Source organism: Streptomyces sp. SS1-1 (assembly GCF_008973465.1).
Taxonomy (GTDB): Bacteria; Actinomycetota; Actinomycetes; order Streptomycetales; family Streptomycetaceae; genus Streptomyces.
The window spans coordinates 7,339,968-7,355,690 of the sequence record NZ_WBXN01000004.1 but is presented as its reverse complement, the minus strand read 5'-3'; the positions used below and the strand labels follow the sequence as shown (position 1 = coordinate 7,355,690).

General features: G+C 71.6%; 15 protein-coding genes. 8 read left to right on the top strand and 7 right to left on the bottom strand.

Translation table 11 applies throughout. The features are described from left to right. The first annotated feature begins 69 nt into the window (after positions 1-69). Positions 70-963 carry a LysR family transcriptional regulator gene (locus tag F8R89_RS34990; protein WP_151787782.1) on the top strand — a complete coding sequence of 298 codons (894 nt, stop codon included), beginning with the start codon at positions 70-72 and terminating at the stop codon, positions 961-963. Between the two features lie 3 nt (positions 964-966). Here the strand turns inward: F8R89_RS34990 and F8R89_RS34985 are convergent, their stop codons facing one another. Further along, positions 967-1,530, bottom strand: a complete 564-nt coding sequence (locus F8R89_RS34985; RefSeq protein ID WP_151787781.1) for a GNAT family N-acetyltransferase — start codon at positions 1,528-1,530, stop codon at positions 967-969. A 96-nt stretch (positions 1,531-1,626) separates the two neighbouring features. Here F8R89_RS34985 and F8R89_RS34980 point away from each other — a divergent pair, with 96 nt between their 5' ends. From F8R89_RS34980 to F8R89_RS34970, 3 genes are all read left to right on the top strand, one after another. Then, positions 1,627-2,064, top strand: a complete 438-nt coding sequence (locus F8R89_RS34980) for an orotidine 5'-phosphate decarboxylase / HUMPS family protein (RefSeq protein ID WP_151787780.1) — start codon at positions 1,627-1,629, stop codon at positions 2,062-2,064. Between the two features lie 107 nt (positions 2,065-2,171). Next, positions 2,172-2,573 (top strand): VOC family protein, encoded by a 402-nt coding sequence (locus F8R89_RS34975; protein ID WP_192806312.1) that lies wholly within the window; start codon positions 2,172-2,174, stop codon positions 2,571-2,573. Further along, positions 2,570-3,076, top strand: coding sequence for a DUF664 domain-containing protein (locus F8R89_RS34970; RefSeq protein WP_192806311.1), 507 nt, complete (start codon positions 2,570-2,572; stop codon positions 3,074-3,076). Before F8R89_RS34975 ends, F8R89_RS34970 begins: the two co-directional genes overlap by 4 nt. A 27-nt stretch (positions 3,077-3,103) precedes the next feature. On the opposite strand, the gene F8R89_RS34965 is transcribed toward F8R89_RS34970, so the two are convergent. The 3 genes from F8R89_RS34965 to F8R89_RS34955 all read right to left on the bottom strand — a co-directional run bounded on the left by F8R89_RS34965 (position 3,104) and on the right by F8R89_RS34955 (position 4,321). After that, positions 3,104-3,511, bottom strand: a complete 408-nt coding sequence (locus F8R89_RS34965) for a DUF3224 domain-containing protein (RefSeq protein ID WP_151787779.1) — start codon at positions 3,509-3,511, stop codon at positions 3,104-3,106. Positions 3,512-3,698: 187 nt separating this feature from the next. After that, positions 3,699-4,076: a fic family toxin-antitoxin system, toxin component gene (locus F8R89_RS34960; RefSeq protein ID WP_151787778.1), complete on the bottom strand. Its 378-nt coding sequence runs from the start codon at positions 4,074-4,076 to the stop codon at positions 3,699-3,701. Continuing rightward, positions 4,076-4,321, bottom strand: a complete 246-nt coding sequence (locus F8R89_RS34955) for a hypothetical protein (protein WP_151787777.1) — start codon at positions 4,319-4,321, stop codon at positions 4,076-4,078. Before F8R89_RS34955 ends, F8R89_RS34960 begins: the two co-directional genes overlap by 1 nt. Positions 4,322-4,671: 350 nt before the next feature. Between F8R89_RS34955 and F8R89_RS34950 the strand changes: the two genes are divergently transcribed. The 4 genes from F8R89_RS34950 to infA all read left to right on the top strand — a co-directional run bounded on the left by F8R89_RS34950 (position 4,672) and on the right by infA (position 10,492). Next, positions 4,672-7,455, top strand: coding sequence for a glycosyl hydrolase (locus F8R89_RS34950; RefSeq protein ID WP_151787776.1), 2,784 nt, complete (start codon positions 4,672-4,674; stop codon positions 7,453-7,455). A 243-nt stretch (positions 7,456-7,698) separates the two neighbouring features. After that, entirely contained in the window at positions 7,699-9,093 is a 1,395-nt protein-coding gene (locus F8R89_RS34945) for a M1 family metallopeptidase (protein WP_413251302.1), read from the top strand. Positions 9,094-9,479: 386 nt separating this feature from the next. Next, positions 9,480-10,271 (top strand): GNAT family N-acetyltransferase, encoded by a 792-nt coding sequence (locus F8R89_RS34940; protein ID WP_151787774.1) that lies wholly within the window; start codon positions 9,480-9,482, stop codon positions 10,269-10,271. Next, complete coding sequence (gene infA, locus F8R89_RS34935) at positions 10,268-10,492, top strand: translation initiation factor IF-1 (RefSeq protein ID WP_151787773.1); 225 nt, start codon at positions 10,268-10,270, stop codon at positions 10,490-10,492. Before F8R89_RS34940 ends, infA begins: the two co-directional genes overlap by 4 nt. A gap of 56 nt (positions 10,493-10,548) precedes the next feature. Here infA and F8R89_RS34930 read toward each other — a convergent pair whose 3' ends face one another. The 3 genes from F8R89_RS34930 to F8R89_RS34920 all read right to left on the bottom strand — a co-directional run bounded on the left by F8R89_RS34930 (position 10,549) and on the right by F8R89_RS34920 (position 15,577). Continuing rightward, positions 10,549-11,850 carry a phosphatase PAP2 family protein gene (locus F8R89_RS34930; protein ID WP_151787772.1) on the bottom strand — a complete coding sequence of 434 codons (1,302 nt, stop codon included), beginning with the start codon at positions 11,848-11,850 and terminating at the stop codon, positions 10,549-10,551. Positions 11,851-12,157: 307 nt separating this feature from the next. Further along, a complete protein-coding gene (locus F8R89_RS34925; protein ID WP_151787771.1) occupies positions 12,158-14,425 on the bottom strand; it encodes a M4 family metallopeptidase in 2,268 nt (755 codons plus the stop codon). Positions 14,426-15,046: 621 nt separating this feature from the next. Beyond that, on the bottom strand, positions 15,047-15,577 hold the full coding sequence (locus F8R89_RS34920; RefSeq protein ID WP_192806310.1) for an ester cyclase: 531 nt from the start codon (positions 15,575-15,577) through the stop codon (positions 15,047-15,049). Between the last annotated feature and the right edge of the window lie 146 nt (positions 15,578-15,723).

The following is a 15,723-nucleotide window of genomic DNA, read 5'->3' as shown; positions in this document are numbered from 1 at the left end:
GATCGACGCTAGGCGCCACAGGGGCATGCGGGAAGCGACGATCACGCATGCGTGGTATGCGTATGCGTCATGGATGTCTCCAGTTCGGGCCTGCGGGTCCTGCAGCAGATCGCGGAGTCCGGTAGTTTCACGGCGGCCGCCGCGCGGCTCGGCTACACGCAGTCGGCGGTCTCGCGCCAGGCCGCCTCGCTCGAGCGCGGCGCGGGCACCACCCTGTTCGAACGGCGCTCCGACGGCGTGCGGCTCACTCCCGCCGGGCTGACGCTGCTGCGGCACGCCCGCACGATCCTGGACACCCTCACGGCGGCCGAGCAGGAACTGACCGGTAACGCCCCGCACACCGAGGTCGTACGGCTCGGGGTGTTCCTCAGCGCCGGATCCGTCGTCCTGCCCGTCATGCTCGGACGGCTGGCGGCGTCCCATCCGCACGTCACGGTCACGACCGTCGAGGGCACGACGCCCGGTCTGACCCGTGCCCTGCGCGCGGGTTCCGTCGATCTCGCCGTCCTGACGTCCCGCCCGCCGCACCGGCCGCCGGACGGCGAGTCGCCCCGGCTGCACACCGAGACCGTGGAGGACACCGAGCTGGTCGTGGCCGCGCCCTCGGGCGGCGCGTTCGCGGGCCGCACGGCCGTGCACGTCGACGAGCTGGCCGACGCGCCCTGGATCGCCGCGCCGTCCGCGCGGTCGGAGCCGCTGCTCGGCGTCTGGCCGGGTCTGCCCGCACGACCGCGTGTCGTGCACTCCACCCGTGACTGGCTGACCAAGCTGCACCTGGTCGCCGGCGGCTTCGGCGTGACGACGGTGCCCGCCCGGCTGGCACCGCTGCTTCCGCCCGGGGTGAGCCTGCTGCGCGTCGAAGGCGCGGCCCCCGAGATCCGCCGGATCCTCGTGGCCCGCCTGCCGGGCCGGGCGACCCCGGCCGTGACGGCGGTCACGGGGGCGATCATGGCCGCGGTGTGACGGTCAGGTCGCGGGCGGTGCTGTGGTGGGACCGTCGCCGGCTTTCTCCATGAGGGTGAACGACTTGGGCGCACCGCCCGGTTGGGGCTTGCCGGCCTTGTGGCCGACGACGCGGTATCCGGCGGCCAGGTAGTACGCGTGCAGACGGGCGTTGCCGGCCAGGCAGTCCAGGCGCACGAACGCCCGGCCCGTCTCGGCCACGCGCCACTCGGCCGCCCGCAGCAGGGTGCGGCCGGTCCCGGGCGGGGCGGTGGCGCGGTCGACCATGAGCCGGTGCACGTAGCCCGCGACCGGCGGTTGCGGTCCCCAGGCGTCCTCGTCGTCCCACCACAGCTCCCAGGCGCCGACGACACGGCCCCCGGCCCCCGCGTCCGCCTCCGCCTCCGCCTCCGCGATCCAGACCTCGCCCCGGTCCATGACCCGGCTGAAGTGGTCCTGGTCGAGCTGGCCGGGCTGCCACTGACCGGTGATGCCGTGGGCGAGCATCCAGCGGGCGGCGTCGTCACGAAGCCGGACCAGCGTGCCGAGGTCGGCCGCCTCGGCGAGCCGGAAGCGCAGATCGTTCATGCCGGGATCGTCGCATGAGGGGGTGCGATCGGGTCCGGTGATCGGGTCCGGTGATCGGGTTGGGTGATCGGGTCCGGTGATCGCCGTGCGACGACAATGACGCCATGGATCCCACCCGTCAGGTCATCGTGGCACTGGACTGCGACACCCGAGAAGCCGCTCAGGCCGTCGTCGATCGGCTCGGGGACGACCGACTCCGACCTGGCCGACATCGGCGTCTCCGGCTCGGCCCAGGGGCAGGTGCTGCGGCTGGCGCGGCTGGCGGGGGAGGCCGGTTGCCACGGGGTGATCGCCTCGCCGCGGGAGGTGGCGCCGCTGCGGGCGCTGTTGGGCGCCGACGCGCTGATCGTCACCCCGGGAGTCACCATGCCCGGGGAGTCGGCCGCCGAACACGCCCGCCCGGCGACACCGCGTGCGGCGATCACTGACGGGGCCTCCCATGTGGTGGTGGGACGATCGGTCACGCGCGCACGGGACCCGCTGTCCGCGCTGCGTCGCGTCCACGCGGACATGTCGCTCCGAAGGGCCTTTTGACGCTCCATCAGTGACGCGCCGAGCCCGTCCCGGCCCCGTCGAGGAAGTAGGGGCGATTCAGCCGTCCGCTATACAGCGGACGCCCCGGTGCGAGATCCTCGATCTCCGTGACCCATGCGACGACCGAATCCCCGTGGCCCGGAAAGATCAGCGCCCTCACCCTCTTCGTGGAGGACCTGGAGGCCACGAAACGCTTCTACGCCGACGTGTTTCGTCTGCCGGTGACGTACGAGGACGACGAGTCGGCCGTGTTCGACTTCGGGAACACCCTCATCAACCTGCTGCGGTCCACCGCCGCGCACGAGTTGATCGACCCGGCGCGCGTCGCCGCCCCGGACTCCGGCTCCCGCCTTCAGCTGACGCTTCCCGTGGACGACGTGGACGCCATGTGCAAGGAGCTGACCGCTCGCGGTGTGACGCTGCTGAACGGCCCCATGGACCGCCCCTGGGGCATCCGTACCGCCAGTTTCAAGGATCCGGGCGGCCACATCTGGGAGATCGCGCAGTGACCGCGCCCGCGAGGACCGAGATCCAGGCCCTGCTGTCCTTCCTGGACGCCCAGCGCCGCCATGTCCTCGGCATACTCGACGGGTTGGACCCGGAGGCGCTGCGGCAGCCCGTGCTGCCGTCGGGGTGGAGCTGCCTGGGGCTCGTCCAGCACCTGGCGCTCGACGTCGAGCGGTTCTGGTTCCAGGCCGTGGTCAGCGGCGACCCGGCCGTCATCGAGGCCCTGGACGACATCGAGGACGCCTGGCAGGTGTCCCCCGACGTGCCGCACACCGAAGTGCTCGACCGGTACCGCGCCGAGGCAAGCCTCGCCGATGCCGTCGTGGCCGCCTCGGACGCGGACGCCGGGCCGGCCTGGTGGCCCCACCACCTCTTCGGCCCACCGCACCTGCACACCGTCCGGGACGTCCTGCTGCACGTCATCACCGAGACGGCGTGCCACGCCGGGCATCTCGACGCGGCACGCGAACTCCTCGACGGCCGTAGGTGGTTGGTGCTGACCTGAGCCGTCGGGGCGCACCGGCCGCGGCCCTCAGCCGAGGTCGTAGTCGAACCAGATCCGATGCGTGCCGTCGGCATCGACGGCCATCCCCCCGGCACCGGTGATCCCCGCAAGCTCGCCGGTACCGCTGGACGGCACGATGGTGAAGAACTCGGCCGTGCGGTCACTGCCGGACGTGGTCGCGGAGTGCACGAAGTTGAAGGCGCCCTCGCGTCCGTGCAGCGAGCCTTCGAACGACTCCATCGCCACATAGGTGCCGACGCCGGTCGCCTGGTCGAACGCGGCCGTGAACAAGGTCGCCGAGCGACCGACGACCTCTCCCTCGTAGGTCTTCTCCATCGTCGCGACCCCCACGGGCAGCCCGGTGGGCACATCCGGCTCGGGCTTCAGCTCGGTCGGGACGAACGCCTTGACGGTGAAAGTTGCCGTAGCTCTCATGCTCCGACCGTAGCGAGGGGGTCTGACACAGAGAGTGCGTGATCGTTCAGGACCACCCGACGAGTCACGGCAACCCATCGGCACAGTACGTTCCGGGCACAACACCGGGCGAGCCTGAGGATCCACGGAAGCCGCACCCGCGACCGGGCCACATGCGCCCCGGCACCCGGGACGACTCACCCGCCGGTCAGGTAGCCGTCGGCCAGCCGCGTAGCAGCGTCGCTATCCGTCCTGCCGTGCATGTCGGGTCCAGGAGCAGGTCCTTGAGGGCGACGGCGTGCTCGCGGGCCGGCTTGACCGTGATCCCCGCCGCCTCCAGGTACATGACGCCGGTCGCGGCCGCCACGGCCATGTTCGAGCGCTCCAGCCAGCGGCACCGCCCGAGCGTGTGCACCAGGGCCGCGGCCTTGGCGTAGGGGCTGTCGTAGACGGGCTGCTCGAACAGCTCCGCCCGGTGGCGGGCGACCGCCGAGACGGGGACGCCGTAGTCGTCGGGCGCGGGGTCGTCCGCCCCGGCGATCTCGGTGACCTGCAGGATCCAGGGGACGTCGATGTGCAGATCCATCAGGCGGCGCGCGCTCCCCCGGCTGCCCGCGCCTGCCCGGCGTCCTCGGCCTCGTCGAAGATCGCCTGGTGCTCCGCGAGGAACCGTCCGGCGGCCTCCACGGCGCGGGCGCGCAGCCCGCTTGCGTCGTCCTGCACGAGCCGGGCGAGGTAGTCCCCGACGCTCAGCCCCAGGTCCGCGGCGCGCTTCTTCGCGAGGTCCGCGATGTCCTCGTCCACGCGCGCGCCCAGCTGTGTCTTCGCCATGCGGGCATGGTAACAGCTGTTACCTGCCCTGCGGAAGGCCGAGCTTTTCCGCCATGGCCGGCGGCGGGCGCACCCTCCCCCCCCTCGCTCACCCGCGCACCGCCGCGGGGCCCCGGTCGCGGAGGCGGCCCGACGCTCCCGCGCCCCGAGCCGCACAGCCGCCCCGCCCCAACTCCCCCACGTCACAACCCCCTTCCCATCCGACCGTCAACCTGCGAAGACAAAACGGATTTCAACTACCGGCTGCGTTCAACGCATTGACACGCTCATTACCCAGCATTTACGTTCCGGCCATCTGAGAGCGCTCTCAAACTCTCGGACTCCCCTCCTGTGAAGACTTGAGGTGCCCCATGCGATCCCCACGCACCAGACCGGCGGCCGTCCTGCTGCTGGCCTCAGCTCTCGCCACCTTCGGGCTGGGCCCGGCCGCCAGTCCCGCGGCCGCGGCCACCGTGCCCGTAGGCTCCGGCAGTTACTCCGACACGCGGCCCTCCGGCACGTCGGGCCCCACCACCAACACAGGAACACCCGTCACCCCCAAGGTGACGGCCGCCGCCCGGAACCGGCCCGTCCCCACCAACGACTGGTGGTCCTCCCTGGCCTTCCAGCGGTACGGCGACAACCCGTGGTCGACCCCCATGTACGGCCACCCGCTCACCTACCAGGCCACGTCCGGCGGCCTCGACGTCGGCTACCCGACCTCCCCGGCGATCGTCGGCGACGGACGCCAGTACGAGTTCGCGCACAAGCGTGACCTCACCATCGGACTGACCGGCCTCAACTCCCCCGACACCAAGGCCGACGACTGGTCCGACTGGACGGTCACCCCCCTGTGGTCCGACGGCACCCGCACCCTGCGAACCACCATCGGCCACGGCTCCCCGTTCGTATACGCCAAGGGCACGGGCGGCAACGCCCAGATCACCACCGCCGGCGCGCCGACCGTCTTCGCCGACCAGGGCAACGTCCTCGGCATCACCGTCGCCGGACACCACTACGCGCTGTTCGCGCCGAGCGGCAGCGACTGGAACGTCTCCGGTTCCACCGTCACCGCGGGTCTCGGTGGCAAGGACTACTTCTCCGTCGCCGTACTGCCGTCCACCGGCGCCCTGGCGACCTTCACGAAGTACGCCTTCAGCTTCGTCACCGACTCCAAGGCGACCTGGAGCTACAGCGGCGGCACCGTGCGGGCGACGTACACCCTCACCACGGAGGCCAAGGAGGGCAGCGAGCGCGGCACGCTCCAGGCCCTCTACCGCCACCAGTGGCTGCACACCTCGGACGCGCTGACCTCGTACACCTATGTCTCGCCGCGCGGCACGATGAAGGTCCGCGAGGGGACCTCGTTCAGCACGACCCAGAAGGCGTCGGCGGTGCTGCCCGCGCTGCCCAAGTCGAACGGGGTGGACGCGTCACGGCTGCGCGGCTACCTGAACGACGTCGTCAACGCCTCCGACCCGTTCTCCGGCGCGGCCGACACGTACTGGACGGGCAAGGCGCTCGGCCGGCTCGCCCAACTGGTGCCCGTCGCCGAGCAGATCGGGGAGACCGGCATCCGCGACCGGATGCTGAGCCTGATGAAGGGCAAGCTGCAGGACTGGTTCACGGCGGGCGGCGCCAACGAGTTCAGCTACGACAAGGACTGGAAGACGCTCACCGGCTACCCCGCCTCCTACGGCAGCGACACCGAGCTGAACGACCACCACTTCCACTACGGCTACTACGTCTACGCGGCGGCGATCGTCGCCCAGTACGACCCGTCCTGGGCCGCCGACTCCGCGTGGGGCGGCATGGTCAAGACGCTCGTCCGGGACACCGCGAACCCGAGCCGCACCGACTCCGCGTTCCCCTTCCTGCGCGGCTTCGACATCTACGCCGGGCACAGCTGGGCCTCCGGGCACCAGGGGTTCGCCGCCGGCAACAACCAGGAGTCGTCCTCCGAGTCCACCAACCTCAGCGCGGCCCTCGTCCTGTGGGGCTCGGCCACCGGTGACACCTCCCTGCGCGACCTCGGCACGTTCCTGCTGACCACCGAGTCGGAGGCGATCGCGCAGTACTGGTTCGACGCCGACGAGCAGGTCTTCCCGTCGTCCTTCGGGCACGACACGGCCGGCATGGTGTGGGGCAGCGGCGCCGCCTACGCCACCTGGTGGACGGCCAACCCCGAGGAGATCCACGGTATCAACGTCTTTCCCGTGACCGGTGGTTCGCTCCACCTCGGCGGGGAGAAGGCCGCGATCCGGCGCAACATCGCCGAGATGGAACGGGAGAACGGCGGCCCTGCCGTCGAATGGCGGGACATCCTCTGGGAGTTCCAGTCCTTCGCCGACCCGGCGACGGCCAAGTCCAAGTGGGATGCCGGGAACGGCGGTTACACCCCGGAGGAGGGCGAGTCGAAGGCGCACACGTACCACTGGATCGGCACCCTCGACGCGCTGGGCGCCCCGGACGCCTCCGTCACCGGTGACATCCCGACGTCCGCCGTCTTCACCAAGGGCTCGACCCGCACCTACGTGGCCCACAACCACGGCTCGTCGGCCCGGACCGTGACGTTCTCCGACGGCAAGACGCTGTCGGTGCCCGCGCGTTCGACGGCCAGCGGCACGGGGTCCGGATCGCAGGACCCCGACCCCGACCCCGATCCGGACCCGCCGACGGGGAACGTCTTCCAGCTGCGCGGCGGTGGCGTCCTCACGACGGCGACCGGCGGCACGGCGGGCAGTGACACCATCCCGTCGGCGGGCGGCGCCAACCACGACGGCACGCCGTACCAGCCCCTCGTCTACGAGGCGCGGGGAGTCAACGGCACGCTCACCTCGGGCGCCGGCACCACCTTCCGGCTCCAGGTCGACGCGGGCACCACGGTCGGCCTCGGCCAGCAGGCCCGGATCAGCTACGACCTGACCGGTGACGGCACCTTCGACCGGACGGAGACGTACAACTACTTCGCCACCGACCCGGTCACCGGGTGGGAGGAGTACAGCCAGGCCCGGGGCCTCAGGTCCAGCACGGGCACCCTCGGCAACCTCAAGGGCGGCACCGTGCGCCTGGAGGTGTGGAGCGCCATCGGCAACGGCTCCTCGAAGCTGCAGACCGGCACCGACAAGTCCGTGGTGGTGATCCCCTTCAGCTGACGGATGGCAGCCGCGCGGCGGACGACGGGCCCCCACCCCTTCGTCCGCCGCGCGCACGCGTGGCCACCCGCGCGGGTGAGGGTGACTGCTGGACGGCCCACTCCGGGCGGCGCGCCCGCAGAAATTGACCTGAACATGGGAAAACCGGGCTCGCGCCGCCTCTAGTCTGGCGGCCAGCCGATCTCCAGCCACCCCCCTTCAGGAGTTCCCGTGACGTCACCGAGCACCCGGCCCGCCCGGCGCATACCCGCCCTGCTCCCCCGCAAGGCGCTCCTCGCCGCCGTCCCCGTGACCGTGGGGGCGCTCCTCGCCGGCGCGGGACCCGCGGTGGCCCACGGCACCGGTGCGGCGGGCGTCGGTGACCCCTACTTCCCGCTGGCCGGCAACGGCGGCTACCACGTGGGGCACTACGACCTGACGCTGCGCTACGACACCGGCAGCCGGCGGCTGGAGGGGCGGGCCGTCCTCACCGCCCGCGCCACACAGCGCCTCAGCCGCTTCGACCTCGACCTCAAGGGCCTGAAGGTCACCTCGGTCACCGTCGACCGCGCGCCGGCGGAGTTCCGCCGCTCCGGGCAGGAACTCGTCGTCACCCCGCGCCGGTCGCTGTCCGCCGGCCGGGCGTTCCGCGTCACCGTCGAGTACCACGGCACCCCGAAGCCGGTCACCGACCCGGACGGCTCCCCCGACGGCTGGATCCCCACCGACGACGGCGCGTTCGTGGCGGGCGAGCCGCAGGGCGCGATGACGTGGTTCCCAGTGAACAACCACCCCACCGACAAGTCGGCCTACGACTTCACCGTCACCGTGCCCAAGGGACGTACGGCGGTGGCGAACGGCGTGCTGCGCGGGCAGCGCACCGCGCACGGCCGCACCACGTTCCGCTGGCACGCGGCCGAACCCATGGCCGCCTACCTGGCCACCGTCACCGTCGGCACGTTCAAGGTCGAGCAGTACACCACCCGCGACGGCGTCAAGGTCTACAACGCCGTCGACCCGCGGGAGGCCCGGGCCGCCGCTCCGGTGCTGAAGAAGCTGCCCGAGGTGCTGTCCTGGGAGAGCAAGGTGTTCGGGCCGTACCCGTTCCGCGCGGCCGGGGCGATCGTCGACCACGCCCCGGACGTCGGCTACGCCCTGGAGACCCAGACCCGGCCGCTGTACGACTCCGCGCCCGACCTTCCCACCCTGGTGCACGAGAGCGCCCACCAGTGGTTCGGCGACTCGGTGTCCCTGACCACGTGGAAGGACATCTGGCTCAACGAGGGCTTCGCCACGTACGCCGAATGGCTGTACGACGAGCAGCACGGCGGCGACAGCGCGCAGAAGACCTTCGACGCCCTGTACGCCCGCCCCGCGAGCGACGACCTCTGGGCGTACCCGCCCGCCGATCCGGGCAGCGGCGAGAACATCTTCGGAACGCCCGTGTACGCGCGCGGCGCGATGGCCCTGCACGAACTGCGGCGCGCCGTCGGTGACAAGACGTTCCTGCGCGTCCTGCGGGCCTGGGCGACGGCCCACCGCGACGGGCACGGCACGACGGCCCAGTTCGTGAAGCTCGCCGAAGCCATGTCGGGCAAGCGGCTGGACGGCCTGTTCCAGACCTGGCTGTTCTCCGACGGCAAGCCGCGCCGCGCCTGAGCGGGCCGGCGGGGTCTACCAGGGGCGCATCAGGTCCAGGTCCTCGCCCCAGGAGTCCAGGACCCCGCCGTGCCCGGCCCGCCGCGCGGCCCCTCGACACGGGCGAACAGGTGGCGTCGGACTGTGACGTCACCTGTCGCCGCCGGGAAGATCGACGCACACCGGGACCCTACCCCCGGAGTCCCCGCCCCGGCAGGGCCGTTAATGGGTGGAGCGGCCCACGGCGCCGCTGTTAGGTTCGCGGTGGACCGTCCGATCGCCGTAGGAGGTGAGACCCGTGAACACAGTCACCCATGGGTGCTCCCTCATCCCGTCACGGTCCGACGGCTGACCTTCGGTGTCGCCGGGAGCGCCTGAGATCGAGGCTCTCCTGGAAGGGGACTCCGATGGATTCGAGAACTCACGCGACAGGTCCGGCCGGACACGCGACGCCGGTCACCCGCGTCGCGTACGGGCAGTGGCACGCCCTGGAGGACGACCTGGTGGTCGGCCGGGGGCATCTGCAGCACCGGCCGGACGGACGTCTGTTCATCAGCGTCGACGCCTGGCACGACGCCGCCTTCGCGCGGCTCGCCGAGGCGATGACCGGGGCGCTTCCGGCGCCCTTGCACACCGTGGTCGACGAGGCCGACACCGAGCTGACGGCGGCCTGGCGGCGGGCCGGTTTCACGGTAGCGCGCCGGGAAGTGGAGTACGCCGTACCCACCGATCCGGAGGTCACGGGGCTGGGTGCGGTCGTACCGCCGCAGGGTGTGACCCTCGTGCCCGCCGGGCGGGCGGACGAGGGGATGCTGCGGGAGGTGGACCGCGCCGTCCGTGCCGAGGTCGAGGCGACCGTCGGCTGGCGGTCGATGCCCGCGGAGGTGGTGCCCCGCGCGGAGGGCGACACCATCGTCGACCCGTCGCTGTACGCGGTGGCCGCGACGCCCGAACGCCATCTGGGACTGATCCGCGTGGTCCGGGTGAAGCGGCCGCGGATCGGGCTGCTCGCGGTACGGGCCGGTGAACGCCGTCGCGGCGTGGGGCGGGCGCTGCTCGCCCACGCGCTGGGCGTGCTCCACCGGGCCGGGATCTCCGAGGCGTGGACCGAGGTCGACGCCTCGAACGCGGCGGCGTCGGCGCTGTTCCGTGGCGCCGGGGCGCGGCCGGTGGGCAACGCACTGGAGCTGGTCCGATGACCGGGCCCAAGAACGTCATCGAGGTCGAGGGCAGGGTCGTCGAGTGCCTGCGCAGCGCCATGTTCACCGTGGAGCTGGAGAACGGGCACCAGGTGCTCGCGCACATCAGCGGGAAGATCCGCAAGCACTACATCCGGATCATGCTGGGCGACCGGGTCCTGGTCGAGCTGCCGCCGTACGACCTGGCGCGGGGGCGGATCGTGTTCCGGTACCGGAACTAGGTTCGTGACGGAGGCGGGGCCCGGTCCTCGACCGGGCCCAGCCTCCGTGCCGGATGTCAGGCCGGTTCGGGGTGCGGGCTCGGCTGCCGGGCCGGCGCCGGCTTCGTCTCCGCGTCCCAGAGCCTGGTCGTGCGGAGGTAGACGTAGACCACCGAGGCCGTCACGAGGACCAGCAGCGGTCCCCAGATACGCGGGTGCACGGCCATCTCCACGGGCAGGTAGCGGTAGCTCAGCAGGAGGGCCGCGAACACCGTCGTGCCGTAGGAGACCAGCGCGGTCGCCGGTCTGTCCCAGCCGCGCTCCTGTGCGCGCAGCGCCCCCTCGATCGTCAGCGCGAACACCACGCCGGCGAGCAGGTCCACGCCGTAGTGGTAGCCGAAGCCGAGGGTCGCGGTGAGGGTGGCGACCAGCCAGAAGGTGCCGGCGTGGCGCAGCAGGCGTGGGGCCCTGCGGGTGTGGATGAAGATCGCGATGCTCCAGGCCGTGTGCAGGCTCGGCATGCAGTTGCGGGGGGTGAGTCCGTCGTACGGGATGGGGTGCGGGGTGCCGAGGGGTGGCGGGGTGTGGGGCCACAGGTTGAGCAGTGCCCACTCCACGCCGCCGGTTCCGGACGCGCCGGGGCCGTAGGCGAAGACGGGGCCGACCACCGGGAAGATCATGTAGAAGGCCGGGCCGAGCAGTCCGATGACCAGGAAGGTACGGACCAGGTGGTGGCGTGGGAAGCGGCGTTCGGCGGCCACGCCGCGCAGCTGGTACAGGGCGACGACGACGGCGGCCACGGCGAGCTGGGCGTAGACGAGCTGGACGACGGTGTTGCCGACCGGCCCGGTGGCCTCGAGCATCCGGCCGACCAGCCATGACGGGTCGCCGAGGGCGCGGTCGGCGGTGGCGACGTAGGGATCGAGCACCATCGTGCGGGTCTTGGCCGTGATGATCAGCCAGGTGTCACCGGTCTTGCGGCCCGCTATGAGCAGGAAGGCGAGTCCGACGCCCTTGAGCAGGAGGGTGCGTTCGGCGCCGGTGCGGCGGGTCACGGCGATGACCGCGAACGCCAGGATCACCCAGAGCGCGCCGCTGCCGAGGAAGTACTCGCTGGGGGCCGCGATGCCGAACGCCCCGCGTATCAGGGCGAAGACGACGTCGATGCCGATCGCGACGCCCGCCGCGAGGAGGCGCTCGCGCCAGGTGAGCACCACCATCAGCAGCGCGAGGCCCGCGTAGAGCGGTCCCGGTTTGGGGGCGTACCAGAGGTCCTTGACCTGACTGGTCATCGGTCCCTCGACGCCGATGCGGCGCGCGGCGATCTCCAGCGCGACCAGGAAGCCGAGGACCGCCAGACCGGCCGCGGTCCAGAACATCGCCCGTGGCCGGCGCCACAGCGCGGGGCGTTCGGCCGTGTCCGTTTCGCTCGGAGACGTCCGCGGCGATATGGAACTCACCTTTGGGCCCGATGTGTCATGGGCAACCAAGCCACCTTTCGCGTCGCCCGGCGCGCCCTCCTGGGTGGGACCGCCGTCGGTGCGCACATGGTATCCGGGCGCCGGAGGGGGGTTTTCCGCTGGTCATCGGCGGCCCGCCGGGCACCCGCCCGCACCTCGTGACGGCGCCGCCGCCCGGGCCCCGAGGGGTCCGGACGGCGGCGCGCGGTGACCGCGGTGACCTGGGTCAGGGGGTGAGGGTCCAGCGGGCGATGTAGCCGACGTCGATGGACGCCTTGTCCTGGACGCGCAGCGCCCAGGTGCCGTTGAGCGGCTGGGCCGAGGCGTCGACGGTGAAGGTCTGGTCGACGTTGTCGGCGGAGCCGCCGCTGCGGTTGAGCAGCGGGTAGACGGTGCCGTTGGGGCCGACGAGGTCGACGACCAGGTCGCCGCGGTAGGTGTGGACGATGTTGACGTACACCGAGGTGGTCGCGGAGGCGTTGCCCTCGCGGCCGGTGATGGTCACCGGGGACTGGACGGCCGGCCCGTTGTCCGGGATGTCCACGCGTGTGCTGTTCGCGTAGACGTAGGCGATCTGCCAGGTGAAGGTGTCCGAGGCGGTCGCGCCGGTGCTGTCGGTGACCGTGACGGTGACGTCGCTGGTGCCGAGCGCGGCCGGGGTGCCGCTGATCAGTCCGGTCGGGCTGATGCTCAGGCCCTCGGGCAGCCCCTCGGCCTCGTAGGTGAGGCTCGCCCCGGAGTTGGTGGTATAGGCGTCCAGCTGGAGGCTGACCTCCTGGTTGACGCCGCTGATCTGGTCGGCGACCGGGGCCAGGTTCACGCCGAGCGCGATGCGGTTGCCGACGTTGATGCCGGCCCAGGCGTCGGCGACGGCGAGGTAGGTCGGGCTGTAGGCGCCGAAGAGGTCCGCGGCGGCGGACAGGGTGGCGGTGCGGGCGCCGGCGTAGTTGGTCGTCGACGTCATGTACGTCGTCAGTGCCCGGTACCAGATGGCGGCGGCGTTCTCGATGCCGATGCCGGTGACGGGTTGCCCGTCGTAGGTGGGGCTGTCGTAGTCGACGCCGTTGACGGTCTTCGCGCCGCTGCCCTCGGACAGCAGGTAGAAGAAGTGGTTCGCGGGACCGGAGGAGTAGTGGACGTCGATGCCGCCCAGCGTGGAGCTCCAGTTGTCCTTCGAGGCGCCGTCCTTGGACGGCTTGTCCATGTAGCGCAGCGGGGTGCCGTCGCCGTTGATGTCGATCTTCTCGCCGACGAAGTAGTCCCCGGGGTCGGCGGGCAGGTTCTCGTGGAACTCGACGGCCGCGGCGAAGATGTCCGAGGTGGCCTCGTTGAGGCCGCCGGACTCGCCGGAGTACACCAGGCCGGCGGTGGCGGCCGTGACACCGTGGCTCATCTCGTGGGCGGCCACGTCGAGTGCGGTCAGCGGGTTGTTGTTGCCCGAGCCGTCGCCGTACGTCATGCAGAAGCAGGAGTCCTGCCAGAAGGCGTTGACGTAGTTGTTGCCGTAGTGGGCGCGGCTGTAGGCGGCGACTCCGTCGTTGCGGATGCCGTTGCGGCCGTAGGTGTCCTTGTAGTAGTCCCAGGTCGCCGCGGCGCCGAAGGCCACGTCCACGCCCGCTGTCTGGCGGTTGGAGGGTTGCCCGTTGCCCCAGACATCGTTGTCGTCCGTGAAGAGGGTGCCGGTGCCCGAGGTGCCCTGGTTCAGGTCGTACGTCTTCTGGTTGGCCCGGTCCGGGTCGATGAGCTGGTACGTCGAGCCGGACAGGGTGGTGCCGATCTCGACCTCGCCGACGAACTGGCCCGTGCCGGAGCCGGTGTGCACCTTCTCGGCAGCCAGGAGCTGCTTGCCGGTGGCGGCGTCGGTGACGACCTGGAGTTCGCTGGGCGTGCCGTCCTTCTGGACGCCCTCGACGACGGTCTCCCAGGCGAGCGCGGGCCTGCCGTCGCCGGCCCAGACGACCAGGCGGGGTGCCCGCTCGGTCTCGGGGCTCTTGACGTCGGCCTTCTTCGAGGCGCCGAGGGCCTTGGCGGCCGCGCCGGACGCCGTGATCCTCGGGCTGAGCGAGGACAGGGCGAGCGTCGCCTTGGCGGCCCTGGTGACGGTCGTACGGCCGCTCTTGTCGTGGACGACGAGGTCGCCGCCGAGGACGGGGAGCCCGGCGTAGGTGCGTTCGTAGCGGGTGTGCGTGGTGCCGTCGGCGTCCTTGACGACGTCCTTGACGAGGAGTTTCTCCTTGCCGCCGAGGCCGATCCGCTGTGCGGTGCCGGCCGCTTCCGACTGGGCGCTCTTGATGAGGGCGGTGCGGCGGGCGGGGGTCAGGGAGGCCGGGGCGGCGCCCGCCCGGGGTATGGCGGTGATCTTCGCGGGGCCCGGGTCGGCCGGCGCGGCGGCGGCGAGGCCGGGGGCGGCCAGGGCCAGGAGGGCCCCGACTGCCGTGAGGGCCATGCCGGTTGCGCGTCTGCGCCGGACGAGGGCGCGGTGTCGCAGGGACAAGGTGACTCCTTCAGGACGACGGTCGGCCCGGGTGGGGACCGTGGACGAGAGGACCGGCGGGGTGGGCCGGTCCTTTGCGCTGCACGGCATGCGGGTGGAAGGAGGTGGGGGGTGGGAAGCGCCCGCCGCGTGAGGACCACGTGGACGGACGGTGAACTCGAGCAGAAGGGTGACACCGGATCCTTGCGTTTGTCATGGGACTGCCAAGGCGACGGCTTGAATTGCCCCTGCAAGTCGGGCATTTGGGCGCGGCGTGCGCGGGATTTCGGCCTCGGGGGTGGCGCGGCGCGGCGCGGTCTCGACACGCCGCGAGGTCCTGCCGGCCTTCAGCCGCACGGTGGTTGACCGGGAGGGCCTGGGTCATCAGGCGCTTGCGCCGCCGTCGACGGCGTTAGTTGGCGCCGGCGATGCAGGAGGCCCGGTCGGAAGCGAGAAGCGCGGCGAGAACACGGGCGCCGGAGGCGGCGGCGTCGTCGGCGTCGCGTCGGGTGGATGGCTTTGCGCGTCCACTCCCCGGCGTGGACGCCCCGGGTGCAGTGCGCACTGCACCTGGGGCGTCTGCCACTGGGCTCGGGTCAGACCCTCAGAGCCCTGCGCCGAGGTCAGGTGGCTGGTGCGGTGTTACTTGGTGGTGGGGTGGACGGTGCCGGGGGGTGTCTCACCGCGGAGCTCGTCCAGGAACACGCCGAAGTTCCCCTCCGACCAGTGCTCCACGGACTGACCGTGTATGACGCGGTCGATGGAGATGCCGCTGAGCTGCACGTCTCGGCCGGACGCCGGGATGCCGAAGACCGTTCCGGTGTGACGGCCGGCGAAGCTCCAGCGGGTGACGACCTTGTCGCCCTCCACGATCTGGTCCAGGACGGTCATCTTGAATCCGGTCAACCCGGCCTTGATGTCGAGGTCACCCTTGAGCCAGTCCTCGCGGTCCTCCGGCCCGTTGAAGCCGTGGAGGACGAGGTCCTTGGATATGTAGCGGTCGAAGCCCGCCGCCAGGTCGCCGTTGTAGCTGGCGTAGAACGCCGAGGTCACCTGCAGCGGCGACTGGTAGTGGTGATGGGACCCACCGGTCGAGCCGTGGTGCGTTCCCTGGCCCTGCGCCGAGGCCGGGACGGCCAGCGCGGTCACGGCCACCGCGGCGACGCCGATCATGACGCCGACCTTCTTCCGGCGTCGCCGCGGCGCCGAAGGACCGGCAGGGGTGGATGCGGCCTCACGGGTCTTGCTGAAGAACACTGAGCACTCCTGAAAGACGTGGCAGTCGGTGCCCACAGACACCGATTTACTTGACGCGTCAA

Excerpts from the sequence above, each read along its gene's own strand:
- F8R89_RS34990 (WP_151787782.1), top strand. The coding sequence starts at position 70 with ATGGATGTCTCCAGTTCGGGCCTGCGGGTCCTGCAGCAGATCGCGGAG.
- F8R89_RS34985 (WP_151787781.1), bottom strand. The coding sequence starts at position 1,530 with ATGAACGATCTGCGCTTCCGGCTCGCCGAGGCGGCCGACCTCGGCACG.
- F8R89_RS34980 (WP_151787780.1), top strand. The coding sequence starts at position 1,627 with ATGACGCCATGGATCCCACCCGTCAGGTCATCGTGGCACTGGACTGCG.
- F8R89_RS34965 (WP_151787779.1), bottom strand. The coding sequence starts at position 3,511 with ATGAGAGCTACGGCAACTTTCACCGTCAAGGCGTTCGTCCCGACCGAG.
- F8R89_RS34960 (WP_151787778.1), bottom strand. The coding sequence starts at position 4,076 with ATGGATCTGCACATCGACGTCCCCTGGATCCTGCAGGTCACCGAGATC.
- F8R89_RS34955 (WP_151787777.1), bottom strand. The coding sequence starts at position 4,321 with ATGGCGAAGACACAGCTGGGCGCGCGCGTGGACGAGGACATCGCGGAC.
- F8R89_RS34950 (WP_151787776.1), top strand. The coding sequence starts at position 4,672 with ATGCGATCCCCACGCACCAGACCGGCGGCCGTCCTGCTGCTGGCCTCA.
- F8R89_RS34940 (WP_151787774.1), top strand. The coding sequence starts at position 9,480 with ATGGATTCGAGAACTCACGCGACAGGTCCGGCCGGACACGCGACGCCG.
- infA (WP_151787773.1), top strand. The coding sequence starts at position 10,268 with ATGACCGGGCCCAAGAACGTCATCGAGGTCGAGGGCAGGGTCGTCGAG.
- F8R89_RS34930 (WP_151787772.1), bottom strand. The coding sequence starts at position 11,850 with ATGTTCTGGACCGCGGCCGGTCTGGCGGTCCTCGGCTTCCTGGTCGCG.
- F8R89_RS34920 (WP_192806310.1), bottom strand. The coding sequence starts at position 15,577 with ATGATCGGCGTCGCCGCGGTGGCCGTGACCGCGCTGGCCGTCCCGGCC.